This window comes from Mycobacterium sp. MUNTM1, assembly GCF_054660795.1.
Genome location: NZ_BAAGDE010000022.1, coordinates 1 through 22,292, shown reverse-complemented (window position 1 = coordinate 22,292; position 22,292 = coordinate 1). Strand labels below are relative to the sequence as shown.

Annotated in this window: 24 protein-coding genes and 2 pseudogenes; 12 read left to right on the top strand and 14 right to left on the bottom strand. The window is 67.9% G+C overall.

Features of this window, described 5'->3' with window-relative positions; translation table 11 throughout:
- Positions 1–10 precede the first annotated feature (10 nt).
- The 4 genes from rpsK to infA all read right to left on the bottom strand — a co-directional run bounded on the left by rpsK (position 11) and on the right by infA (position 1,430).
- The gene (gene rpsK, locus ACYQ8K_RS14490) at positions 11–427 is read right to left on the bottom strand and encodes a 30S ribosomal protein S11 (protein ID WP_007773475.1); all 417 of its coding nucleotides are present in this window, start codon (positions 425–427) and stop codon (positions 11–13) included.
- A gap of 6 nt (positions 428–433) precedes the next feature.
- On the bottom strand, positions 434–808 hold the full coding sequence (gene rpsM, locus ACYQ8K_RS14485) for a 30S ribosomal protein S13 (protein ID WP_007773477.1): 375 nt from the start codon (positions 806–808) through the stop codon (positions 434–436).
- Between the two features lie 235 nt (positions 809–1,043).
- A complete protein-coding gene (gene rpmJ, locus ACYQ8K_RS14480) occupies positions 1,044–1,157 on the bottom strand; it encodes a 50S ribosomal protein L36 (RefSeq protein ID WP_003879483.1) in 114 nt (37 codons plus the stop codon).
- Positions 1,158–1,208: 51 nt separating this feature from the next.
- Positions 1,209–1,430 carry a translation initiation factor IF-1 gene (gene infA, locus ACYQ8K_RS14475; RefSeq protein WP_003418601.1) on the bottom strand — a complete coding sequence of 74 codons (222 nt, stop codon included), beginning with the start codon at positions 1,428–1,430 and terminating at the stop codon, positions 1,209–1,211.
- 252 nt (positions 1,431–1,682) lie between these two features.
- Between infA and ACYQ8K_RS14470 the strand changes: the two genes are divergently transcribed.
- From ACYQ8K_RS14470 to ACYQ8K_RS14430, 9 genes and pseudogenes are all read left to right on the top strand, one after another.
- Positions 1,683–3,347: an NAD(P)/FAD-dependent oxidoreductase gene (locus ACYQ8K_RS14470; RefSeq protein WP_459970003.1), complete on the top strand. Its 1,665-nt coding sequence runs from the start codon at positions 1,683–1,685 to the stop codon at positions 3,345–3,347.
- Positions 3,344–4,888, top strand: a complete 1,545-nt coding sequence (locus tag ACYQ8K_RS14465) for an ATP-binding protein (protein ID WP_459970001.1) — start codon at positions 3,344–3,346, stop codon at positions 4,886–4,888. Before ACYQ8K_RS14470 ends, ACYQ8K_RS14465 begins: the two co-directional genes overlap by 4 nt.
- A gap of 28 nt (positions 4,889–4,916) precedes the next feature.
- Positions 4,917–5,765, top strand: a complete 849-nt coding sequence (locus tag ACYQ8K_RS14460; RefSeq protein WP_459969999.1) for an LLM class F420-dependent oxidoreductase — start codon at positions 4,917–4,919, stop codon at positions 5,763–5,765.
- A 19-nt stretch (positions 5,766–5,784) separates the two neighbouring features.
- Positions 5,785–6,651: an LLM class F420-dependent oxidoreductase gene (locus tag ACYQ8K_RS14455; protein WP_459969998.1), complete on the top strand. Its 867-nt coding sequence runs from the start codon at positions 5,785–5,787 to the stop codon at positions 6,649–6,651.
- A 26-nt stretch (positions 6,652–6,677) separates the two neighbouring features.
- Positions 6,678–7,673 carry a dTDP-glucose 4,6-dehydratase gene (rfbB, locus tag ACYQ8K_RS14450; RefSeq protein WP_459969996.1) on the top strand — a complete coding sequence of 332 codons (996 nt, stop codon included), beginning with the start codon at positions 6,678–6,680 and terminating at the stop codon, positions 7,671–7,673.
- A gap of 1 nt (position 7,674) precedes the next feature.
- Positions 7,675–8,280, top strand: a complete 606-nt coding sequence (gene rfbC, locus ACYQ8K_RS14445) for a dTDP-4-dehydrorhamnose 3,5-epimerase (protein ID WP_459969994.1) — start codon at positions 7,675–7,677, stop codon at positions 8,278–8,280.
- 214 nt (positions 8,281–8,494) lie between these two features.
- Positions 8,495–9,619 carry an acyltransferase family protein gene (locus ACYQ8K_RS14440; protein ID WP_459969993.1) on the top strand — a complete coding sequence of 375 codons (1,125 nt, stop codon included), beginning with the start codon at positions 8,495–8,497 and terminating at the stop codon, positions 9,617–9,619.
- A 158-nt stretch (positions 9,620–9,777) separates the two neighbouring features.
- Positions 9,778–10,914: an acyltransferase family protein gene (locus ACYQ8K_RS14435; RefSeq protein WP_459969992.1), complete on the top strand. Its 1,137-nt coding sequence runs from the start codon at positions 9,778–9,780 to the stop codon at positions 10,912–10,914.
- 127 nt (positions 10,915–11,041) lie between these two features.
- Positions 11,042–11,242 (top strand): annotated as a pseudogene (locus ACYQ8K_RS14430) (hypothetical protein); the annotation flags it as partial.
- Here ACYQ8K_RS14430 and ACYQ8K_RS14425 read toward each other — a convergent pair.
- Genes ACYQ8K_RS14425 through ACYQ8K_RS14400 form a run of 6 tightly spaced genes read right to left on the bottom strand, consistent with a single transcriptional unit; the run spans position 11,154 to position 15,620 of the window.
- The gene (locus ACYQ8K_RS14425; protein WP_459969990.1) at positions 11,154–11,546 is read right to left on the bottom strand and encodes a hypothetical protein; all 393 of its coding nucleotides are present in this window, start codon (positions 11,544–11,546) and stop codon (positions 11,154–11,156) included. The pseudogene ACYQ8K_RS14430 and the gene ACYQ8K_RS14425 overlap by 89 nt on opposite strands.
- Positions 11,543–12,472 carry a metallophosphoesterase family protein gene (locus tag ACYQ8K_RS14420; RefSeq protein WP_459969989.1) on the bottom strand — a complete coding sequence of 310 codons (930 nt, stop codon included), beginning with the start codon at positions 12,470–12,472 and terminating at the stop codon, positions 11,543–11,545. Before ACYQ8K_RS14420 ends, ACYQ8K_RS14425 begins: the two co-directional genes overlap by 4 nt.
- Positions 12,469–12,870 carry a cupredoxin domain-containing protein gene (locus ACYQ8K_RS14415; RefSeq protein ID WP_459970103.1) on the bottom strand — a complete coding sequence of 134 codons (402 nt, stop codon included), beginning with the start codon at positions 12,868–12,870 and terminating at the stop codon, positions 12,469–12,471. Before ACYQ8K_RS14415 ends, ACYQ8K_RS14420 begins: the two co-directional genes overlap by 4 nt.
- Before the next feature lie 24 nt (positions 12,871–12,894).
- The gene (locus ACYQ8K_RS14410; protein ID WP_459969988.1) at positions 12,895–13,602 is read right to left on the bottom strand and encodes a Rieske (2Fe-2S) protein; all 708 of its coding nucleotides are present in this window, start codon (positions 13,600–13,602) and stop codon (positions 12,895–12,897) included.
- Positions 13,599–14,150 (bottom strand): RNA polymerase sigma factor, encoded by a 552-nt coding sequence (locus tag ACYQ8K_RS14405; RefSeq protein ID WP_459969987.1) that lies wholly within the window; start codon positions 14,148–14,150, stop codon positions 13,599–13,601. The genes ACYQ8K_RS14410 and ACYQ8K_RS14405 overlap by 4 nt, the downstream gene beginning before the upstream one ends.
- Before the next feature lie 42 nt (positions 14,151–14,192).
- The gene (locus ACYQ8K_RS14400; protein WP_459969985.1) at positions 14,193–15,620 is read right to left on the bottom strand and encodes an NAD(P)-binding protein; all 1,428 of its coding nucleotides are present in this window, start codon (positions 15,618–15,620) and stop codon (positions 14,193–14,195) included.
- 103 nt (positions 15,621–15,723) lie between these two features.
- On the opposite strand from ACYQ8K_RS14400, the gene ACYQ8K_RS14395 reads away from it, so the two are divergent.
- Genes ACYQ8K_RS14395 through mmsB form a run of 3 tightly spaced genes read left to right on the top strand, consistent with a single transcriptional unit; the run spans position 15,724 to position 19,334 of the window.
- Positions 15,724–17,244, top strand: a complete 1,521-nt coding sequence (locus tag ACYQ8K_RS14395; RefSeq protein WP_459969984.1) for a CoA-acylating methylmalonate-semialdehyde dehydrogenase — start codon at positions 15,724–15,726, stop codon at positions 17,242–17,244.
- A 14-nt stretch (positions 17,245–17,258) separates the two neighbouring features.
- Complete coding sequence (locus ACYQ8K_RS14390) at positions 17,259–18,425, top strand: acyl-CoA dehydrogenase family protein (protein WP_459969983.1); 1,167 nt, start codon at positions 17,259–17,261, stop codon at positions 18,423–18,425.
- A 24-nt stretch (positions 18,426–18,449) separates the two neighbouring features.
- Positions 18,450–19,334 (top strand): 3-hydroxyisobutyrate dehydrogenase, encoded by an 885-nt coding sequence (gene mmsB, locus ACYQ8K_RS14385; RefSeq protein ID WP_459969982.1) that lies wholly within the window; start codon positions 18,450–18,452, stop codon positions 19,332–19,334.
- Between the two features lie 13 nt (positions 19,335–19,347).
- On the opposite strand, the gene ACYQ8K_RS14380 is transcribed toward mmsB, so the two are convergent.
- The 4 genes and pseudogenes from ACYQ8K_RS14380 to ACYQ8K_RS14365 all read right to left on the bottom strand — a co-directional run.
- The gene (locus tag ACYQ8K_RS14380) at positions 19,348–19,854 is read right to left on the bottom strand and encodes a MarR family transcriptional regulator (protein ID WP_065030707.1); all 507 of its coding nucleotides are present in this window, start codon (positions 19,852–19,854) and stop codon (positions 19,348–19,350) included.
- A gap of 8 nt (positions 19,855–19,862) precedes the next feature.
- Positions 19,863–20,924, bottom strand: coding sequence for a pyridoxal phosphate-dependent aminotransferase (locus tag ACYQ8K_RS14375; protein ID WP_459969979.1), 1,062 nt, complete (start codon positions 20,922–20,924; stop codon positions 19,863–19,865).
- The gene (locus tag ACYQ8K_RS14370) at positions 20,924–21,943 is read right to left on the bottom strand and encodes a 3-oxoacyl-ACP synthase III family protein (RefSeq protein WP_459969977.1); all 1,020 of its coding nucleotides are present in this window, start codon (positions 21,941–21,943) and stop codon (positions 20,924–20,926) included. The genes ACYQ8K_RS14375 and ACYQ8K_RS14370 overlap by 1 nt, the downstream gene beginning before the upstream one ends.
- Before the next feature lie 7 nt (positions 21,944–21,950).
- A pseudogene (locus ACYQ8K_RS14365) lies at positions 21,951–22,292 on the bottom strand (SRPBCC family protein); the annotation flags it as partial.

Sequence of the window (22,292 nt, the reverse complement as noted above, 5' to 3'; positions counted from 1 at the left end):
TCTTTTCCTCCTAGACCCTGCGTCGCTTCGGGGGGCGAACGCCGTTGTGCGGCTGGGGGGTGACGTCGGAGATCGCGCCGACCTCCAGACCGGCGGCCTGCAGCGACCGGATCGCCGTCTCCCGGCCCGAGCCCGGGCCCTTCACGAACACGTCAACCTTCTTCACACCGTGCTCCTGCGCCTTGCGGGCCGCGTTCTCGGCGGCCAGCTGCGCGGCGAACGGCGTCGACTTCCGCGAGCCCTTGAACCCGACGTGACCCGACGACGCCCAGGCGATGACGTTGCCCTGCGGGTCGGTGATCGTCACGATCGTGTTGTTGAACGTGCTCTTGATGTGGGCGGCACCGTGCGGGACGTTCTTCTTTTCCCGGCGACGGGTCTTCTGCCCCTTCTTGGGGGCAGCGGCTGCCTTCTTGGCTGGTGGCATGGGTGATTACCTGGCCTTCTTCTTGCCGGCGATGGTGCGCTTGGGGCCCTTGCGGGTGCGCGCGTTGGTCTTGGTCCGCTGGCCGCGCACCGGCAGGCCGCGGCGGTGCCGCAGACCCTGGTAGCAACCAATCTCGATCTTGCGCCGGATGTCGGCCTGAACCTCGCGGCGCAGGTCACCCTCCACCTTCAGGTTCGCTTCGATGTAGTCACGCAAGTGGGTCAGCTGGTCATCGGTCAGGTCCCGGGTGCGCAGGTTCCGGTCGATGCCGGTAGCTGCCAGGATCTCGTTCGACCGGGTGCGGCCGACGCCGAAGATATAGGTCAGCGCGATCTCCATCCGCTTGTCACGCGGAAGATCGACGCCTACTAGTCGAGCCATAGGTGGCGTTTCCTCTTTTTCTAGGCGGAGGTCTGATCCCAGCCCGTTCCCTGCCCAAAACAACTTGAGCTCGGGGCCCGGCCTCCGACCGGGCGTAGATGAGCTGGCCCATCTCTAAAGATGCGAGCCGCTCAGTGGTGCTGGGAGGTCTGCATTCAGTTGTTCTCGGTTGGATCGTCCGACTCCTCCACAGTCCGTTTCACCGGACTGCATCGTCGCCGGACGGGCAGGCCCACTAGCCCTGGCGCTGCTTGTGGCGCGGATCGGAGCAGATCACCATGACCCGCCCATGCCGACGGATCACCCTGCACTTGTCACAGATTGGCTTGACGCTCGGGTTCACCTTCACGGCTGTTCGATCCTGTTCTGTATTCGTTCGTAGGTTTTCTGATCAGGCGCTTTACTTGTACCGGTACACGATGCGGCCGCGGGACAGGTCGTAGGGAGACAACTCCACCACCACCCGGTCCTCGGGCAGGATGCGGATGTAGTGCTGCCGCATCTTGCCGCTGATGTGGGCAAGCACCTTGTGGCCGTTCTCCAGCTCAATGCGGAACATCGCATTGGGCAGAGGCTCGACCACCCGGCCTTCCACCTCGATGGCGCCGTCCTTCTTGGCCATAACTACGTAAAAATCCTCGCCGTATAGTTTCGTTCTCGTCTGCGCCTAGCCGACGCAGCATTGCACCGACTTGGAACGTGAGCCGGTGACAGGAAATTCCTAGGGACTTGGCACACAAAAAGTCGGCGCGGATGCCGCACCGTTGTTCCACGATACCTGGTTATTCCGCTCCACCAAAATCGCTGTCGGCGCAACGCGGCCCACCTCACTCGACCTCCCGCAGGGCCGCTGACGAGCGCATACTTAACGCCGATGACCAACCCCTCGAGCCCGCGCAAGCCCGTCATGTTGACCGTCGACGACGATCCGTCGGTGTCCCGGGCGGTCGCCCGCGACCTGCGCCGCCACTACGGCGAGGAGCATCGGATCGTGCGCGCGGAGTCCGGGCCCGACGCGCTGGGCACGCTCAAGGAGCTCAAGCTGCGCGGCGAGACCGTCGCGCTGCTGATCGCCGACTACCGGATGCCGCAGATGAGCGGCATCGAGTTCCTCGAGCAAGCGATGGACCTGTATCCGGGGGCCCGCCGCGTGCTGCTGACCGCCTACGCCGACACCCACGCCGCCATCGACGCGATCAACGTCGTCGACCTGGACCACTACCTGCTCAAGCCGTGGGATCCCCCGGAGGAGAAGTTCTACCCCGTCATCGACGGGCTGCTGGAGGCCTGGCGGGCCGCACCCGAGCACCCCATCCCGCACACCAAGGTGATCGGCCACCGCTGGTCGGCGCGGTCCTGGCAGGTCCGCGACTTCCTGGCCCGCAACGGCCTCTACTACACGTGGTTCATGGCCGACGAGCCCGCCGGCGAGCGGCTGCTCAGCGCGGCCGGCGAAGACGGCAGGCGGCTGCCGGTGGTGGTCACCCAGCGCGGCGACACCCTGGTCGAGCCCACCGACGCGCAGCTGGCCGAGACCCTGGGCCTGACCACCACGCCGTCGCAGGAGTTCTACGACCTGATCGTGGTCGGCGGCGGCCCCGCGGGCCTGGCCGCGGCCGTGTACGGCGCCTCCGAGGGGCTGCGCACGGTGCTCATCGAGCACACCGCCACCGGCGGTCAGGCCGGGCAGAGCTCGCGCATCGAGAACTACCTGGGCTTCCCGGACGGGGTGTCGGGCGGGCAGCTGGCCGACCGCGCCCGCCGGCAGGCGGAGAAGTTCGGCGCCGAGCTGATCACCGCTCGCAAGGCCACCGCCCTCGAGGTGAGCGGATCCAAGCGCACCGTGCGGTTCGCCGACGGCGGCTCGATCGACGCGCACGCGGTCATCCTGGCCACCGGCGTCGCCTACCGCCAGCTGCAGGCCGAGGGCTGCACCGAGCTGACCGGCTGCGGCATCTACTACGGCGCGGCCATCTCGGTCGCCCCGGAGTGCGAGGACGAAGAGGTCTACGTGATCGGCGGGGCCAACTCCGCCGGCCAGGCCGCCATGTACCTGTCCCGGACGGCCAAGTCGGTCAACATCGTGGTGCGGGCCCCGTCGCTGGAGGCGTCGATGTCCTACTACCTGATCCAGCAGATCGAGGCGAACCCCAAGATCACCGTGCTGACCTGCACCGAGGTGCAGCGCGCCGCCGGCGACGGCCACCTCGAACAGCTACGCCTGGTCAACAACCGCACCGGCGAGACCGAGGATGTCACCTGCGGGCGGATGTTCATCTTCATCGGCGCCGCCCCGCGCACCGACTGGCTGGACGGGGTGCTGGCCCGCGACGATCACGGGTTCATCCTGACCGGTCCGGACCTGCGCAACGTGTGCGGCTGGACGCTGGACCGCCCGCCGCACCACCTGGAGACCAGCGTGCCCGGGGTGTTCGCCACCGGCGACGTCCGCTCCACGTCGGCCAAACGGGTGGCCGCCGCCGTCGGTGAGGGTTCGATGGCGGTCATGCTGGTGCACCGATACCTGGCCGAAGCATGACCGGCGCCGACTCCGTGACCGCCAAGACGCCCTGCGAGCCCGACGAGCTGCGCAGCCTGTTCCTGTTCGAGGCGCTCACCGACGAGCAGCTCGCGGTGTTGTGCAGCAACGGGCACATCCAGTACTACGAGCCGGGTCCGATCTGCGTCGAGGGTGAACCGGCGACCTGCTTCTACGTCCTGATCGAGGGCGAGCTGACCATGACCAAGCTCTCCGGCGGCCAGGACATCGAGACCAACCGCACCTCGCAGCGCGGCGTGTACTGCGGGGCCTGGCGGGCGTTCACGGGTGGCAAGCAGAAGAGTTACGACGCCTCGGTGCACGTGACCAAGCCGTCGCGCTTCTTCGTGATGGACGCGCCGGTGTTCGCGCAGTTCATGAAGGACCAGTTCCCCATGGCGGTGCACCTGCTCGACGGCATCGCCGTCGGCACCGACCGCACCCGGCGGATCATCGACAACCGCGAGAAGCTGTTGGCGCTGGGCCGGCTGTCGGCCGGGCTGACGCACCAGCTGAACAATCCCGCCGCGGCGATCTCGCGCTCCGCGGCGGATCTGCGCGAACGCGTGGCCAACATGCGCCACAAGCTGGCGATGCTCGCCGACGGCACCATCACCGCCGAGGCGCTGAGCGCGCTGGTGCAGCTGCAGGAGCGGGTCGCCGAACAGGTGGCCAAGTCGGCCTCGCAGCATCTGAGCGCGCTGGAGACCTCCGACCGCGAGGACGCCGTCGGCGACTGGCTGGAAGACCACGGCATCGAGGGCGGGTGGGACATCGCGCCGACGTTCGTCGAGGGCGGCATCGACACCGATTGGCTGGAGCGGATTTCCGCGGTCAGCCAGGAGCTCGCGTCGACATCGCTGGAGCAGGCGATCCGATGGATCAACTACACCATCGAGAGCGAGCTGCTGATGAACCAGATTCTGGAAGCGAGCAAACGGATTTCGGCGCTGGTCGCCGACGCCAAGCAGTATTCGCAGCTGGATCGGGCCCCGTTCCAGGTGACAAACGTGCACGATCTGCTGCGCAGCACGCTGGTGATGTTCGCCGATCGATTGACCAAGGATGCGGGCCGGGACGCCGGCACCCAGCCCGTCGTCACGGTGGTCAAGGAATTCGACCAGACGCTGCCCGAAATCCCTTGCTATCCAGGCGATCTCAATCAGGTGTGGACCAACATCATCGACAACGCGATCGCCGCGATGCGCGAGACCGGCGGCACGCTGACCATCCGCACCTGCCGGGAGGGTGAGAAGCTGGCCCGCATCGAAATCTGCGACACCGGCCCGGGGATACCCGAGGACGTCCGCGAGCACATCTTCGAGCCGTTCTTCACCACCAAGCCCTTCGGCGAGGGCACCGGGCTGGGCCTGGACCTGGCGTTCAACATCGTGGTGAAGAAGCATCGCGGGGACCTGCGGGTGGAATCCAGGCCCGGCGACACCCGGTTCATCGTGCTGCTGCCGCTCAAGGCGCCCGCCGCCGGCGTCGCCGGTGCCGTGCTCGACGACACCGAGGAGGACGTGGCCGACCCGGAATAGCTTTCACCGGGCACGGGTTGGGAACACCATGACCGATGCAGCGAGCAAACCCAATCTCGGCCGGTTCGGATCGTTCGGACGCGGCGTCACACCTGAGCAGGCCAGAGACATCGAAGCGCTGGGCTACGGCGCCGTCTGGGTCGGCGGCTCACCGCCCGCCGAGCTGGCCTGGGTCGAGCCCCTCCTGGAGGCGACCACGACGCTGCAGGTGGGCACCGGCATCGTCAACATCTGGACCGCGGCCGCCAAGCCGGTGGCCGAGTCCTTCCACCGCATCGACAAGGCCTACCCGGGCCGCTTCCTGCTGGGCATCGGTGTCGGCCATCCCGAGGCGCACACCGAGTACCGCAAGCCCTACGACGCCCTGGTCGACTACCTCAAGCAGCTCGATGATTACGGCGTACCCGCCAACCGCCGGGTGGTGGCGGCGCTGGGCCCGCGCGTGCTGAAGCTGTCTGCGGAACGCTCGGCCGGGGCGCACCCCTACCTGACCACCCCGGAACACACCGCGAAGGCCCGCGACATCATCGGGCCGTCGGCGTTCCTGGCGCCCGAGCACAAGGCGATCCTGACCACCGACGCCGAGAAGGGCCGGGCGGTCGGGCGCAAGGCGCTCGACGTCTATTTCAACCTCGCCAACTACCGAAACAACTGGAAGCGGCTGGGTTTCACCGAGGACGAGGTCACCCGGCCGGGCAGCGACCGCCTGGTCGACGCGGTCGTCGCATATGGCACCGTGGACCAGATCGCGGCGCGGCTCAAAGAACACCTCGACGCCGGCGCCGATCACGTCCCCGTGCAGGTTCTGACGAAGGATGAAAACCTTGTCTCGGCGCTGGCCGAACTGGCGGGGCCGCTGGGGTTGAAACAGTCCTGACATGGCGTAGGGGGAGCAGATGACCGAGGGAGTTTCGCTCAAGCCCGAGCTGGGCCGGTTCGGCGTGTGGTTGCCCACCCGGTCCATCTCCCCCGAGTTGGCCGCGGGCATCGAATCCCTGGGCTACGGCGCCGCGTGGATCGGTGGATCGCCGGACGCCGACCTGTCCTGGGCCGACCCGGCCCTGGCGGGCACGACGTCGCTGCAGTTGGCCACCGGGATCGTCAACATCTGGAACGCCCCCGCCCCGCAAGTCGCCGAATCCTTCCACCGCATCGAATCCGGCCATCCGGGAAGGTTTTTGCTGGGCGTCGGGGTGGGCCATCCGGAGCACACGCAGGAATACGTGAAGCCCTACGATGCCCTGGCCTCCTACCTCGACGAACTCGACGCGGCCCTGGTGCCGACCAGCCGACGGGTGGTCGCGGCGCTCGGGCCGCGGGTGCTGGGCCTCGCGGCGCGGCGCAGCGCCGGTGCGCACCCGTACCTGACCACGCCGGAACACACCGCCAAGGCGCGCGATTTGCTCGGCGGTGCAGTGTATTTGGCTCCCGAACACAAGGTGGTGCTCACCACCGACGCGGAGCAGGCCCGCGCGATCGGGCGTCAGACCGTGGAGTTCTACCTGGGCCTGAGCAACTACGTGAACAACTGGCTGCGCCTGGGATTCGCCGAAGCCGACGTGCACAAGCCCGGCAGCGACAGGTTGATCGACGCGGTGGTCGCCTACGGCACCCCGGAGGACATCGCGCGGCGGTTGGGTGAACATCTGGAGGCCGGAGCCGATCACGTGGCGATCCAGGTGCTGGGCGCCCACGACGAAGCAACGCTGCTACCTGCGCTAAGTGAATTGGCCGCAGCTCTGGGGCTAACTCGCGCAAACTGACCGATCGGCTCCGTTAGGGTTTGGGCATGCGGTTACTGGTCACCGGCGGCGCTGGATTCATCGGCGCCAACTTTGTGCACAGCACGGTCCGCGAACACCCCGAGGACTCCGTGACGGTGCTCGACGCCATGACCTATGCGGGTCGGCGCGAGTCGCTGGCCGACGTCGAGGACTCGATCGAGCTGGTGGTCGGTGACGTCACCGACGCCGAGCTGGTGTCGCGGCTGGTCGCCGAATCCGACGCGGTGGTGCATTTCGCCGCCGAGAGCCACGTCGACAACGCGCTGGACAGCCCCGAACCGTTCCTGCACACCAACATCGTCGGCACCTTCACCATCCTGGAGGCGGTGCGACGTTACGGCGTGCGGCTGCACCACATCTCGACCGACGAGGTCTATGGCGACCTGGAGCTCGACGACCCGCAGCGGTTCACCGAGGCGACGCCCTACAACCCGTCCAGTCCGTATTCGGCGACCAAAGCCGCCGCCGACATGCTGGTGCGCGCCTGGGTGCGCTCGTATGGGGTGCGCGCCACGATCTCCAACTGCTCCAACAACTACGGGCCGTATCAGCACGTCGAGAAGTTCATCCCGCGCCAGATTACCAACGTGCTCACCGGCCGGCGGCCCAAGCTGTACGGCGCCGGCGCCAACGTCCGCGACTGGATTCACGTCGACGACCACAACAGCGCGGTGCGGCGCATCCTGGACAAGGGCGAGATCGGGCGCACCTACCTGATCAGCTCCGAGGGCGAGCGCGACAACCTGACCGTGCTGCGCACGCTGTTGCAGATGATGGGCCGCGAGCCCGACGATTTCGACCACGTCACCGATCGCGTCGGCCACGATCTGCGTTACGCCATCGACCCGTCGACACTGTATGACGAATTGTGTTGGGCGCCAAAGCATACCGACTTCGAGGAGGGGCTGCGTGCCACCATTGACTGGTATCGCGCGAACGAATCGTGGTGGCGTCCGTTGAAAGACACCTCGGAAGCTCGCTACGAAGAGCGTGGGCAGTAGCGTGGACGTTCGCGAACTGAAAGTTCCCGGCGCCTGGGAGATCACCCCTACCGTGCACGGCGATTCGCGCGGCCATTTCTTCGAATGGCTCACCGACAAGGGCTTTCGCTCCTTCGCGGGCCATCGCCTGGACGTCCGGCAGGCCAATTGCTCGGTGTCGTCGGCCGGTGTGCTGCGCGGACTGCATTTCGCCCAGGTACCGCCGAGCCAGGCCAAGTACGTGACCTGCGTTCGCGGTTCGGTGTTCGATGTCGTCGTCGACATTCGGGTGGGTTCGCCGACGTTCGGGCAATGGGATTCAGTTCTGCTCGACGACACCGATCACCGAACGATCTACCTGTCCGAAGGCCTGGGGCACGGCTTCCTGGCGCTGCAAGACAATTCGACGGTGATGTATCTGTGCTCGGCGGAATACAATCCGCAGCGCGAACACACGATCTGCGCAACCGATCCGGCGCTGGGCATCGACTGGCCGCTGGTGGACGGCGCTCCGCCCAACCTGTCCGACCGCGATGCCGCGGCGCCCAGCCTCGAGGAAGTGCGCGCCTCCGGCCTGCTGCCGACCTGGGACGAGACAACGGCTTTCATCGACGGTCTGCGCGGCTGACGGCGCATGCCGGCGTAGCCAGACACGCTTGTAGCCAGGTCAATTGATGGCGGACGCGTCGGCTCGCCGCTTTGCTAGACACGCATAAATCGGCGGTGCGTTTGCGGTCACCTGATCCATCGGATAACGTGAAGCGGCCATTTTCTCTCTTTGAGGGCGCTAAGATTGCGCCGATGATGCCGATGACGCCCGATGCGGGTGGCGGGGGACGCCGATGAAGCTAGGGCAGGTTTTCGATCCGCGAAGTAACGCGCTGAACGCATGGCGGTTAGCGCTCGCGGCGGAAGTCATCTTCTGGCACACCTACCCGGTTCGCGGCCATCTGCCCTCGCTGCGGGCCGTTCTGCAACTCCTGCTGTCCGTCGGGGTGGACGGGTTCTTCGCGATCTCCGGATTCCTCATCACCGCGAGCTGGCTGAGCAACCCGAAGCTGCGCGAATACCTCGCCGCCCGTGCCCTGCGCATCCTGCCCGGCTTCTACGTCTGCATGATCGTGACGGCCTTCGTGTTCGCCCCGCTCAGCGTGGCGATCCAGGGCGGTTCTCCGACCAAGCTGCTGTTCTCGTTCGCGCCGTTCGAGTACGTCCTGAAGAACATCGCGGTCCTGTGGCTCAAGCCGGATGTGGGCGGCACGCCGTTCAACATCCCCAACGCCGGCATCTGGAACGCTTCGCTGTGGTCACTGTTCTGGGAAGTGATGTGCTATCTGGTCGTCGCCGCCATCGGCGTGGCCGGACTGGCCAACCGCCGGTGGGTCTCCCCGGTGATATTGGTGGTGGCCGCCATCGGGGCGTCCATGATGCCCCCGGTCACCTTCCCCGAGGTGTTCAACAAGCCGACCGGCAACGTGGGCATCGTCATCGTCTTCCTGGCGTGCCGGGCCGCGATCATGTTTGCCGCCGGAGCGCTGCTCTATCAGTGGCGCGACGTGATTCCGGCCCGCTGGTCGCTGGTCGCGGTGAGCGTGGTCATCGTGCTGGTGGCCGGCCAACTGCCGGACTACCGGGTGGTCGCCGCCGTGCCGCTGGCCTACGCGGTCATCGTCTCCGGGTCCCTGCTGCACAACAAGCGATTGCGGTTGCGCACCGACGTGTCCTACGGCATGTACATCTACGCGTATCCGACCCAGCAGCTGCTGGCGGTCCTCGGGCTGCTCAGCCTGAATCCGATCGTGTTCTGCCTGACCGTGGCGCTGGCCACGCTGCCGCTGGCCGCGGCGAGCTGGTTCCTGGTCGAAAAGCCGGCGAGGTCGCTCAAGGCGCGACTGCGACGGAGATCTGCCGACTCCCGCGGGCAAGCGGCCATGGCGATGCCGCCGGAGGTTCCCGGTGCCGCATAGCCACGATCGCGGCAATGTGAAGACGCAAGACGCGGCGCCACCGGCAAAGGATCGCGGGGCGGCGACCTGATCAAGGCCACCGCCCGCGTCGGCGCCCGTCGACTTTCGGCCCGTACGATGGCGCCGGTGACGAGTGGTGTGCAGGGGGCGGAGGCTGGATGAAACTAGGGCAGGTATTCGATCCGCGAAGAAACGCGCTCAACGCACTTCGGTTGGCGCTGGCGGCCGAGGTGATGCTCTTCCACTCGTGGCCCATCACCGGCCACATGCCGCCCAAGGCGACCCTGCAGCTGTTCTTCTCGGTCGGCGTCGACGGATTCTTTGCGATCTCGGGCTTCCTGATCACCCGGAGCTGGCTCACCGACCCACGACTGCGTGACTATCTCACCGCCCGCGCGCTGCGTATTCTGCCCGGCTTCTACATCTGCCTGCTGGTGACCGCGTTCGTCTTCGCACCGCTCAGCATGCTGATCCAAGGTGGTTCGGCCACCAAGCTGCTCGCGTCCACCGCCCCGCTCTTGTACGTCGTGAAGAACAGCGCGATCGCCTACCTGCAGCCCACCATCGACGGAACGCTGCACGGCGTGCCGGGCGGACCCGCCTGGAACGGTTCCATGTGGTCGCTGATCTGGGAACTGTTGTGCTACCTCTTCGTTGCCGCCATCGGCCTGGCGGGCCTGGGCAATCGCCGCTGGATCTCCCCCGCGGTTCTGGTAGTGGCAACGCTGGCGGCGTTGGTCGTTCCGCCCCTGACCTTCCCCGGGGTGTGGACCATTCCGCAGCTCGCGGTGCGCTCGGCCATCATGTTCGCGGCCGGAGCCATCATGTACCAGTGGCGCGACGTCATCCCCGCCCGATGGTCGCTCGTCGCCGTCTGCGTCGTCATCGTCGCGGCGGCCGGGGTGCTGCCCGATTACCGGGTGGTCGCTGCGCTTCCGCTGGCCTACGCCGTCGTCGTGTCGGGCTCCCTGCTCAAGAGCGAGCGGTTGAGGCTGCGCACCGATCTGTCCTACGGCGTCTACATCTACGCATTCCCGGCCCAGCAATTGCTGGCCGTCAGCGGGCTCGCGACGCGCCTGCACCCGGTGCTGTTCTTTCTCGTCTCGGTGGCGACCACCCTGCCGCTTGCCGCGGTGAGCTGGTTCCTCATCGAGAAACCCTCGATGTCCCTCAAGCGCCGGCTTCGGGTCAAGTGGTCGGCTCCCGTCGCGTCGAGCTCCGACGAGCCCGGGCCGGTCGGCGCGGCCGACGCCCGGGCTGACCAGCCGGCTCCGGAGGCCCCGGGCGCCGCGTAGCCCCGCCCGGCCGCGAGCACGCCCGCTTACAGCGGCATTGGGGCATACCATTGGCAGGCCGATGGCTCTCGGGCAGGTATTCGATGCGCGAAATAACGCGCTGAATGTGTGGCGGCTGGTACTGGCCGCCCGTCTGCAACCCTTCGCGCTGTTCTTCGTGGCCGCAATGGCCGCGCTGCCGCTCGCGGCGGCAAGCTGGTTCCTCATCGAACGGCCCTCGCTGTCACTCAAACGCCGGCTCAAGCGACGGTGGTCTGGCCGCGTCGAGGCCGAAGGCGTCCACCAAGCCCCCACAGCACCACCGTGGCCACCTCGGCCGCCACGCTGACGGCCGCATACGGTGCCGGCTCCCACCCCCGTTCGGCGAAGCCGGACAGCCCGACGGTGCGCGACAAGACGAACGCGACCAAAGAGCCGGCCGCCACCGCGGCGCTGGCCCAGCGCAGCCACGCGGGACCGCCGACCAGGATCAGCAGCGCGAGCGAAAATGAAAGGCTGGCTTGGGCCATGAACGCGGGACCGATCTGCGGAATGTGTTGATAGCCATGCATATAGAGGTAGGCGTGGCTGGCGGCGCTGATGATCAACGACGCGACCAGGCCGAGCCGGATCAGGGTGTTCGTCAAAGTCATTGCAGTGCAGTCTCCTTCAAGGCCAGGGCCACCTCTCCCCTGGTGTAGCTGACCTCGCGGATGCCCAGCGCGTCGCGCAGCTTGCCGGCCGGCAGCGTGACCGGCTTGGGCGCGGGCCCGTCACCCGGTCGGGGCAGCGGGTACGCGGTGGTGGTGCCGCTGTAGAACGCGACGTTGCCCTCCGTCTTGGAGAACAGTTGGTGGACATGGCCGTTGAGGCACGTGACCGACGAGAACCGGCGCAGGTAGCTCAGCGCCTGGGTGGCATCGTCGGTGCCCCAGCCCCACTGCGGGTACATCGCGAACAGCGGGATGTGGCTGAACACGATGATGGGGGTATCGCTGGACAGGCGCGCGACGTCCTTCTTGACGAAGTCCAGCTGATCGGCACCCAGATGCCCGAGCTTGCGCAGATTCAATGTGTTGACCAACGCGATCAGGTGCACACCGGCGATGTCTTGGCTGTACCACCCGTCGCCAACCGAGCCGGCGCCGAACGTGTTTCGGTACTTCTGGCCCGCGTCATCGATCGAGTCGTGCTCCCCCGGCACGGTGAACACGTGCGGCGTCTTGAGGCCGGTCATCAGCTGCTTCACCTGGTCGAACTGCTCCGGAGTGGACAGGTGGGTGAGGTCTCCGGTGTGGATGACGAAATCCGGTGTGTACCCGAGGTTGTTGACCTGATCGATCGCGTGCCCGAACGTACCGGCGACGTCCGGGTTGGGCGCCCCGGTGAAACCGATATGGCTGTCGCTGATCTGGGCGAACCGCAGGGTGGGCCGGCCCGCCGCGTGCTGTGCCTTCGCCTGGCCGGCGACGTGCGAGAGGACCTCGCCGCCGGTTACCGCGAACCCGACGGCCGCCCCGAACCAGGCCGTGTGCCTGATGAGCTGGCGGCGGGTCATGCCGTTCGCCTGGTCGCTCATCCCGTCACCACCACGGTGCCGCGCATCATCGGGTGGATCGAGCAGACGTAGTCGAAAGTCCCTGCGGTGGGGAACGTATGGGTGAAGGTGGCTCCGGTTCCCATCCCGGGTGAGTGAAATGAGCCGTCGCTGGCGGCCACCGTGTGGGGTTCTTCGTCGCGGTTGGTCCACGTGACGGTGGTCCCGGCGGGCACGGTCAAGGTCACCGGCGCGAACGCGAAACCGTCGATGGTGACCTGGTCGCCGCGCACCGGAGCCGCCGGAGCGGTGATCGACATTCCGGTGGTGGGGGCGGCGGTGGTGGCCACCGGCCGTGACTGGGAGCAACCGGCCAACAGCAGCACACCCGCGGCCGCCATGGCCGCCGAACCGCGAAGCATGGGGATATCCATGCCCAGAGATAGGGCGGCGGGTTACACCGCTCAGGTCGGCCGCTCGGTGCGCGGCGGGGCGAATACCTCGATGACCCCGTCGACCTCGCGAACCATCAATGCGGGCAACGGCTTCGGCGCGATCGGCAGCTGGTGGGTGAGCACCTGCCCGCTGGGCGAGAACGACGTGGTGTGGCAGGGGCAGCGCAGCGTGTCGTCGGGTCCGTCGAACCAGAGCTTGCAGCCCTGATGCGTACACACCCCGGAGATCGCCTGAACTTTGCCGTCGACGCGGCGGACGAATCCGGTGACCGAGCCCAGGTCGAAGGCGCGCGTCGCGCCGTCGGGCACATCCGAGCCGGCCGCGACGCGCTGCCAGCTGCCCTCGTTGGGCGTGAGTTGCCCGGCGGCGACCTCGGGAGCCCGACCGTCGCCGGATTGCCCCGCGATCAGCGCGCGATCGACGGACACCGCGGCGACCGCGGCGGTGGCGGCGGCCGACGTGCCGACGATGACCTGGCGGCGCGTGCTGCCGCGCGCCTGCGGGGTTTCCGTTGGCGCGCCGGACATCTGCTCGGCGATACGCCGGTGCAGATCGGTGACGAATTCCTGGCGCGGAGCGTCACCGCCCTCGCGGGCGGCGCGCAGCTCGATGGCCGTGCGCAGTTGGGCCGCCTCGAAGTCGTCGGGCGCGAACGGCCTGGGCCGGCGCCCCCGCAACAGGTCATCGACGTAACGTCGCAGCCCTCGCGCGTTCATGGCTGCCCCCCATCGTTGACCTGCGCCGCCAGCCGCAGGGCGCGGTGCTGGAGCACTTTGGCATTGGCCACGCTGATCCCGAGTTCCGCGGCTGACTCCTTGATCGAATTGCCCCGCAGGAAGCGCGATTCCAGAATCTGGCGGTAGCGGTCCGGCAGGTTGTCCAGAACCCGGGCGACACGCTGCGGCGCGGTGCTGATCGCGTCCTGACTCTCGGCTGGTTGTTCGATGTCCTCGATCGAGGTTATCTCGCGGCCCAGCGTCTCGCGCCAGTGCGCGGCCAGCACCGTCCTGGCCGTCGCCCGCAGGTACGCGCGCACCTCGGCGACGCTCGCGGTCAGCCGCAGCGGCCGCAGCGCGGCGAGGAACACCTCGGCGGTGAGGTCCTCGGCGTCGGTTCGGTTGCCGACGCGCGCGAACAGCGTGCGGTACACCCAGGTCACGTTGTCGGAGTAGACGGCTTCCCAGTTCGGGTAGCCGGTGTCATCGCCACTGTCGGGCACCGCGCGCAGGGGTCGCGGCCCGACGGGTTCGTTTCTTGCCGCCACATGCCTCCTTCACCCGATGAATACCGACTCGGGTTACACGGGTCAGGGCGCCGCGAGCGCGGCTTCGGCGGCCATCAGCCGGTCGAGCTTGGTGGCGGTGGCGGAGAAGACGGACTTGGCGATGCCCAGAATCCGTTCCCGCACCCGGGGCTTCGCCGACGCCGACGGCAGCAGGTGGCCGATCAGGTGGCCGAACAGGTCCAGGCGTGCCGCGGACAACCACGACATCAGCCCCGGGTCATCGAACCAGCGCAGCTGGTTGCTGTAGTCGGCCAGCGCCAGCCGCAGCCAGTCGACGTCGGTGTCCGGATGCGGCAGGGGCACGCACAGCTCGTTTTTCACGGCGTCGTCACGGTAGGCGGCTTCGACGTGGGCGATCAGCGCGGAACTGAAGATCTGTTGGCAGCCGCGCACGCTCTGCAGCGTGATCCGGCCGGAGTCGAAAATGGGTGTGGCGGGCCGCTTTTCGGCGCCGTCGGCGGTGCAGTCGATGAACAGCTCGTCACCGCCGAGCGCGACGGTGCCGCCGTCCAGGACCATCCTGGCCGGCTCGACGGCCGATAGGTGGCCCATGCGCACCACGTCGGTGATGCGGCGCAACTGCTCGAGTTCGAGCCGGGTGACCGTCGCGCAGCGGTACATGGCGGGCCGGACCGACGGGTCGATCCGCAACAGCACGCCGGCATCCTCGAGGCGCGTGAACAGATCGTGTACGGAGGCCGCATCGTTGATCGCGCGCAGCTGTGCGGTGAAGCTGGCCTTGAGCTTGTCGGCGAACAGCGCGCCGGGCTGCATCGTCGCACGGTCCAGCAGCCAGGAGTCGCGGGGCATGATCCAGGTCAGCCGGTCCGGCCCGACGCCGTGACTGAGCAGCCACAGGCAGGTGTCGATGCCGGTCTTGCCGGCCCCGACGACGACGTAGCGCGCGTGCGCGGCGAGCCGGGGCAGGTCGTTGGGCGGCACGCAGCCGATGCCGGCGGCGACGTCGTATGGCGGGCGACGCATGGCGGGAACGGTCACCCGCATGTAGGTGGCGTCGACGACGCGGCGCGTCACGCGGACGGTGTGCTCGGCGCCGCCCAGCGTGCGGAACCGGCCTTCACCACAGCTTTGGCCGAGGTATTCGCTCATCGGGAAGTAGCCGACCCGCCCGGTCGGCAACCACTCCCGGCGCATGATGCGGTCGTAGTACGCGCAGATCTCGCCTGCTGTCGCCAGCTCGTAAAGGCCGCGGTTCCAACCCACTTGGTCGATGGTGTCGCTGCCCAGCCGTGACGAGTTGACGCCGTAGAACGCGGAGGGCTGATGCAGCCGCACGAACGGGTAGGCCATGGTCCAGTGCCCACCGGGCGCGTGGTGGCGGTCCACCAGCACCACGCGGGCCTCCGTCTCGGCGACCAGCGTGTCGATGAACGCCATGCCCATGGCGCCCGCGCCGACTACCAGGTAGTCGGCCTCGATGGTGTGCATACAGCTGTCAGGCTAGCCCGGCTCCCACCTTGCCAAGGGTCGAACAGAGTTACTAGGATATGCAAGTATCCGCTTACGCCCGTCAACCACACTCGAGGGCCCCATGACCACACAGATTCCGCACTTCATCGATGGGCAGCGCACCGTCGGCCAATCCGGCCGCAGCGCTGACGTCTTCGACCCCAGCACCGGGGCTGTTCAGGCGACGGTGCCCATGGCCGGCCAGGCCGACATCGATGCCGCGGTGGCGTCGGCCGTCGAGGCCCAAAAGGGTTGGGCCGCAACAAACCCGCAGCGGCGCGCGCGTGTCATGATGCGCTTCATCGAGCTGGTCAACGCTCACAACGACGAGCTGGCCGAGCTGCTGTCGCGCGAGCACGGCAAGACGCTGGCCGACGCCAAGGGTGACATCCAGCGCGGCATCGAGGTCATCGAGTTCTGCATCGGCATCCCCCACCTGCTCAAGGGCGAATACAGCGAGGGCGCCGGCCCGGGCATCGACGTCTACTCGCTGCGCCAGCCGCTGGGCGTGGTCGCCGGCATCACCCCGTTCAACTTCCCGGCGATGATCCCGCTGTGGAAGGCCGGCCCGGCGCTGGCCTGCGGCAACGCGTTCGTGCTCAAGCCCAGCGAACGCGACCCGTCGGTGCCGGTGCGGCTGGCCGAGCTCTTCTTGGAGGCGGGCCTGCCGCCCGGCGTGTTCCAGGTCGTGCACGGCGACAAGGAGGCCGTCGACGCCATCCTGAACCACCCCGACATCCAGGCGGTCGGGTTCGTCGGCAGCTCCGACATCGCCCAGTACATCTACGCCGGGGCCGCGGCCACCGGCAAGCGGTCGCAGTGCTTCGGCGGCGCGAAGAACCACATGATCGTGATGCCCGACGCCGACCTGGACCAGGCCGTCGACGCCCTGATCGGCGCCGGCTACGGCAGCGCCGGCGAGCGGTGCATGGCGATCAGCGTCGCGGTGCCGGTCGGCGACCAGACCGCCGACCGCCTGCGCGCCCGGCTCATCGAGCGGATCAACAACCTGCGCGTCGGCCACAGCCTGGACCCCAAGGCCGACTACGGTCCGCTGGTGACCGAGGCCGCCGTGGCGCGGGTGCGCGACTACATCAGCCAGGGTGTCGACGCGGGAGCCGAACTGGTCATCGACGGCCGCGAACGCGCCAGCGACGACCTGGCTTTCGGGGACGCCAACCTCGAGGGCGGGTTCTTCATCGGCCCCACCCTGTTCGACCATGTCACCCCCGACATGTCGATCTATACCGACGAGATCTTCGGGCCCGTGCTGTGCATCGTGCGCGCGCATGACTACGAAGAGGCGCTGCGGCTGCCGTCCGAGCACGAATACGGCAACGGCGTGGCGGTTTTCACCCGCGACGGAGACGCCGCCCGCGACTTCGTCGCCCGGGTGCAGGTCGGCATGGTCGGTGTCAACGTGCCGATCCCGGTGCCGGTGGCCTACCACACCTTCGGCGGCTGGAAGCGTTCCGGCTTCGGCGACCTCAACCAGCACGGTCCCTCGTCGATCATGTTCTACACCAAGACGAAAACCGTGACGTCGCGGTGGCCGTCCGGCATCAAGGATGGCGCCGAGTTCGTCATCCCCACAATGGATTAGGGCCGAGGCGCTTCATGGCTACATTTACCCTCGACGACGACGAACGGGTGATCACCGAGACGGCCGCCGCGTTCGCCGCCAAGCGCCTGGCCCCGTTCGCCCTGGAATGGGATGCGGCCAAACATTTCCCGGTCGACGTGCTGCGCGAATCGGCCGAGCTCGGCATGGCGGCGATCTACTGCCGCGAGGACGTCGGCGGCAGCGGACTGCGCCGCCTCGACGGCGTCCGCATCTTCGAGCAGCTGGCCATCGCCGACCCCACGACGGCCGCGTTCCTGTCCATTCACAACATGTGCGCGTGGATGATCGACACCTTCGGTACCGCCGAGCAGCGCAAGGACTGGGTCCCGCGGCTGGCGTCGATGGACGTCATCGCCAGCTACTGCCTCACCGAGCCGGGCGCCGGGTCCGACGCCAGCGCGCTGAGCACCCGCGCGGTCGCCCACGGCGGCGACTACGTGCTGGACGGCGTCAAACAGTTCATCTCCGGCGCGGGCGCCTCGGACGTCTACGTGGTGATGGCCAGGACCGGCAGCGAGGGCCCGCGCGGCATCTCGGCCTTCGTCGTCGAAAAGGGCGCCGCGGGGCTGAGTTTCGGCTCGCTCGAGGAGAAGATGGGCTGGCACGCCCAACCCACCGCGCAGGTGATCCTGGAACGGGTGCGGGTGCCGGCCGATGCGATGCTGGGCGGCGCCGACGGCGAGGGTGCGGGATTCGGCATCGCGATGAACGGACTCAACGGCGGTCGCCTCAACATCGCCGCGTGCTCGCTCGGCGGCGCCCAGGCCGCCGTGGACAAGGCCGGGGCCTATGTCCGCGATCGGCAGGCGTTCGGGTCGTCCCTGCTCGACGAGCCGACCATCCGCTTCACCCTGGCCGACATGGCCACCGGCCTCGAAACATCGCGAATGATGTTGTGGCGGGCGGCCAATGCGCTGGACACCGACGATCCCGACAAGGTCGAGTTGTGTGCGATGGCCAAGCGTTACGTCACCGACACCTGCTTCGAGGTCGCCGACAAAGCCCTGCAGTTGCACGGTGGCTACGGCTACCTGCGCGAGTATGGTCTGGAAAAGATCGTCCGCGACCTGCGGGTGCACCGAATCCTGGAAGGCACCAACGAAATTATGCGGGTGGTCATCGGCCGGGCCGAGGCCGCACGGGTCCGCGCAACCGCATAGACAACCGCATAGAAAGGTCTCCAGATGACCGAGCACCTGACGGTGGCCTTCCTGGGCCTGGGCCACATGGGCGGGCCCATGGCGACCAATCTTGTTGCGGCCAAACATGCGGTGCGCGGATTCGATCCGGTCCCCGCGGCGCTGTCCGCGGCGGCCGAGGCCGGGGTCACCGGATTCGGCAGCGCCACCGACGCGGTGGCCGGGTCGGACGTGGTGATCACCATGTTGCCCAACGGGGAGCTGGTCAAGCGTTGCTACGCGGAGATCCTGCCCGCCGCGCGGCCCGGCGCGCTGTTCATCGACAGCTCCACGATCTCGGTCAACGATGCCCGTGAGGTGCACGCGCTGGCCGAGTCGAGCGGCGTCGCGCAGCTGGACGCCCCCGTGTCGGGCGGGGTGAAGGGCGCGGTCGCGGGGACGCTGGCGTTCATGGTGGGCGGCGACGCGGAGGCACTGCAACGAGCGCGTCCGGTGCTGGAACCCATGGCGGGCAAGATCATTCACTGCGGCGCGGCCGGGGCCGGACAGGCCGCCAAGGTGTGCAACAACATGGTGCTGGCGGTGCAGCAGATCGCGATCGGCGAGGCGTTCATCCTGGCCGAGAAGCTCGGGCTGGCGTCCCAGTCGCTGTTCGACGTCATCACCGGGGCGACCGGCAACTGCTGGGCGGTGCACACCAATTGCCCTGTGCCGGGCCCGGTCCCGACATCCCCGGCCAACAACGACTTCAAACCGGGCTTTGCCACCGCGCTGATGAACAAGGACCTTCACCTGGCGATGGATGCGGTGTCCTCCAGTGGCGCCGCGGCGCCGCTGGGTACCCACGCCGCCGAGATTTACGCGGAATTCGCCGCCGAGAACGCCGACAAGGACTTCAGCGCCGTCATCGAGATGCTGCGCGGCAGCTGAGCGTCAGCCGTCTCTAAAAGTCACCGGCGTTGCGCCGCAGCGTCTCGATCGTCGACGCCAGGTCCTGCGATTCGGCGTCGGTCATCCCGATGTCGGCGAAGACCTGCTTGTTGAGGGTGACGGTGGCGTCCTCGACCGTGGAGCGGCCCAGCTCGGTGATCTGCACCAGCGTGGTGCGCCCGTCGGTGGGGTGCGGCACCCGCTGCACCAACCCGTCGGCCTCCAGCCGGCGGATAGCGTGGGTCACGCTGGTGACGTGGACCTGCAACCGGTCGGAGGCCTTGGTGATGGGCAGCGCCCCGGTCCGGCTGAAGGCCAGCAGCCGCAGCAATTCATACCGCGAGAAGCTCAGGTCGTAGGGGCGCAGCGCCGTCTCGACGCGGGCCAGCAGGATCTGGTGCGCGCGCATCACCGAGGTCACCGCCACCATGCCCGGCGCCACGTCGCCCCACCCGGCGCGCTCCCAGTTGGCGCGCGCCGCGGCGATCGGATCACGCTTCTCCGGTTGTGATTGCGCCACGCCCCTTCTTACCGCACTTGGCGCCCGAGCGTGGCCTTTCCCAACGCCGACAGCACCGCGGTCGTCGACGCCCGCCCACCCACGGTGATTCGCGCGCCACCGTCGGCGTAATACCGCACCCGCGGCCCGCTGTCGCCGAAAACCTCACGCCAGGGCGGAGACTGCCGCCCACCGGACGGCAGATACGTGAAATTCGCATGCGCGTCGGTCGTGTAGATCCCCATCGCGCTCAGCTGCATCCGGAGGTAGCGGCGTTCGGCGGTGATCAGCCGGATCCGTCGCAGCAGTTCGTCTTCGGCGCCATAGGACGCCGCGACGGCAAGCAGGCTGGTGATCGCGATGCCGAACGGCAGCTGCTGGGACCACAACATCGCCGCCAGCTCGCGCGAGGCCACCGCGTACCCGATCCTCAGCCCGGCCAGGCCGTAGGCTTTGGAGAAGGTTCGCACCACCACCACATTGGGAAAGCGCGCGACCAATGCCGCCACGTCGAAACGGTGCTCGGCGGCGGCGAACTCGATGTAGGCCTCGTCGAGCAGCACGACGGTGTCGCGCGGCACCCGGCGCAGAAACTTCAGGACCGCGGCCGTGGGCTCAAGCGTGCCGGTCGGGTTGTGCGGCCGGCACACCACCACCACGCGGGCCTGCGCGGCCGCATCGGCCAGCGCGTCGAGGTCGTTGTGCCCGCTTTCGTCCAGCGCAACGAGCGACGGATTCAGCCGCGCCATCTGCGCGACGATCGGATAACCGTCGAACGTCGGCGAGGCCATCGCCATCGTGTCACCCGGCGTGGTGAACGCCTGCAGGGCCTGCAACACGACGCCCGTCGCCCCGGCGCCCAGCACCACCCGGTCCGCGGGCACACCGACATGGGCGGCGATCAACTGCCGCAACCGCTCCGGCAGGAACTCCGGGTACCGGTTCGCCGCGGAAACCGACCGAATCAACGCCGAACGCACCGCCGGCAGCGGCGGAAAGGGATTCTCGTTGAGCGACAAGGCAAACGGATCCACCGCGCTTGGCAGCGCATCGCAGATCTCGCCGGACATCAGCGGCGGGGCGGATTGCATCAGCCTCGCCCACCCCAGCGCACCGCGGCCGCGCCCGCGAAGTCACCGGCATGCGCGAACGCCGCCATCATGACCACCTGCCCGGCCTCGAGCTGGCCGTCGGATATCGCGCGGTCCAGGTTGATCGGGATCCCGGCGCCGAACAGGTTGCCGCATTCGTCGAAAGTGTCGCGATGGCGGTGCGCGGGCAGCTCCAGCGCGTCGCGCCAGTTGCGCAGGAAGGCCCGGTTCGGCTGGTTGGTGACCAGCAGGTCGATGTCCTTGGCGGCCAGCCCGATTCGATCGCACACCGCCAGCGCCACCTCCGGGACCTGCCGGTTGCCGCGGGCCAGCACCTTGGTGATCTTGCTTTCGGTGAAGCCGATGCTGCCCTCGCCGGAACCCGCCTGCCACCACTTGCGCGGCGGGTCGTAGGACAGCGTCATCTCACCCGCGTACTCGCCGAAGGTGCGGCACTCGACGTCCAGGATGGGTGACTGCTCGCCCACCGTGACCAGGCCCACCGCGGCACCGTCGCCGGGCACCGCCGACTGCGCCTTGCGGCGAATCGTCGGTTGATCGAAGAATTGGCCGGCCGCGTTCTGCGCGATGGCGATGAGCGCGGTGTGTCCCTCACCGGCCGCCAGTAGCTTACGGGCCACGTTGAGCGCCAACACGAATGCGGCGCAGCCGCCGTTGTTCAGGTCGAGCACCCAGGACGGCCGCATGCCCAGCCGATGCGCGATGCCGCCGCCTTGGCCGTAGAACGCCATGTCGGGTACCTGCGTGTGGGTGATCAGCACGTCGGCGCCCTCGACCACGTCGTGGCCGTGCCGCTCGATCAGGCCCTGGGCCGCGCGTTCGATCATGTCGATGGAACTCTCGTCCGCGGCGACGTGATGGCGAAACTTCGGGGCGCGAAACATTACGTTGTCCCGCAGGTCGTCGGATTCGGCGAATTGCGCGTAGTAGTCGGCGGGGATCGGCTCGCCCGGCAGATACGTGGCGACGTCGATCAGGCTGACGCTCGGCTCACCCATGGCTCGCTCACCTCATCCATACCGGCGTCACCGGCAGCCCGTTGCGGTGGCGATACTCGGCGATCGCCTTGAGGTTGCGCATCTCCAGCAGGTGGCCGGCGCCGAACATGTCCCAGAAGTCGCCGACCCATACCGGTCGCTGGGCGGGCGCGGTCTCCGGATACGGGTTGTGGTCATAGAACGGGTGATGGCAATTGGTCCACAGCACAACCGATCCCGGTCGGTCGAGGACGGTCTGGGCGTCGACGACGCGCATCAAGTAGATCATCCACAGGTGCTTGCCCTGATCCCAGGCGCAGTGGTAATCCACGGTCCGCGCCTGTGCGTTGGCGACGGTGCGGGTGTAGAT

Coding starts and splice junctions, on each gene's coding strand:
- rpsK (WP_007773475.1), bottom strand. CDS start 427: ATGCCACCAGCCAAGAAGGCAGCCGCTGCCCCCAAGAAGGGGCAGAAG.
- rpsM (WP_007773477.1), bottom strand. CDS start 808: ATGGCTCGACTAGTAGGCGTCGATCTTCCGCGTGACAAGCGGATGGAG.
- infA (WP_003418601.1), bottom strand. CDS start 1,430: ATGGCCAAGAAGGACGGCGCCATCGAGGTGGAAGGCCGGGTGGTCGAG.
- ACYQ8K_RS14470 (WP_459970003.1), top strand. CDS start 1,683: ATGACCAACCCCTCGAGCCCGCGCAAGCCCGTCATGTTGACCGTCGAC.
- ACYQ8K_RS14465 (WP_459970001.1), top strand. CDS start 3,344: ATGACCGGCGCCGACTCCGTGACCGCCAAGACGCCCTGCGAGCCCGAC.
- ACYQ8K_RS14460 (WP_459969999.1), top strand. CDS start 4,917: ATGACCGATGCAGCGAGCAAACCCAATCTCGGCCGGTTCGGATCGTTC.
- ACYQ8K_RS14455 (WP_459969998.1), top strand. CDS start 5,785: ATGACCGAGGGAGTTTCGCTCAAGCCCGAGCTGGGCCGGTTCGGCGTG.
- rfbB (WP_459969996.1), top strand. CDS start 6,678: ATGCGGTTACTGGTCACCGGCGGCGCTGGATTCATCGGCGCCAACTTT.
- ACYQ8K_RS14440 (WP_459969993.1), top strand. CDS start 8,495: ATGAAGCTAGGGCAGGTTTTCGATCCGCGAAGTAACGCGCTGAACGCA.
- ACYQ8K_RS14435 (WP_459969992.1), top strand. CDS start 9,778: ATGAAACTAGGGCAGGTATTCGATCCGCGAAGAAACGCGCTCAACGCA.
- ACYQ8K_RS14425 (WP_459969990.1), bottom strand. CDS start 11,546: ATGACTTTGACGAACACCCTGATCCGGCTCGGCCTGGTCGCGTCGTTG.
- ACYQ8K_RS14420 (WP_459969989.1), bottom strand. CDS start 12,472: ATGAGCGACCAGGCGAACGGCATGACCCGCCGCCAGCTCATCAGGCAC.
- ACYQ8K_RS14410 (WP_459969988.1), bottom strand. CDS start 13,602: ATGAACGCGCGAGGGCTGCGACGTTACGTCGATGACCTGTTGCGGGGG.
- ACYQ8K_RS14400 (WP_459969985.1), bottom strand. CDS start 15,620: ATGCACACCATCGAGGCCGACTACCTGGTAGTCGGCGCGGGCGCCATG.
- ACYQ8K_RS14395 (WP_459969984.1), top strand. CDS start 15,724: ATGACCACACAGATTCCGCACTTCATCGATGGGCAGCGCACCGTCGGC.
- ACYQ8K_RS14390 (WP_459969983.1), top strand. CDS start 17,259: ATGGCTACATTTACCCTCGACGACGACGAACGGGTGATCACCGAGACG.
- mmsB (WP_459969982.1), top strand. CDS start 18,450: ATGACCGAGCACCTGACGGTGGCCTTCCTGGGCCTGGGCCACATGGGC.
- ACYQ8K_RS14375 (WP_459969979.1), bottom strand. CDS start 20,924: ATGCAATCCGCCCCGCCGCTGATGTCCGGCGAGATCTGCGATGCGCTG.
- ACYQ8K_RS14370 (WP_459969977.1), bottom strand. CDS start 21,943: ATGGGTGAGCCGAGCGTCAGCCTGATCGACGTCGCCACGTATCTGCCG.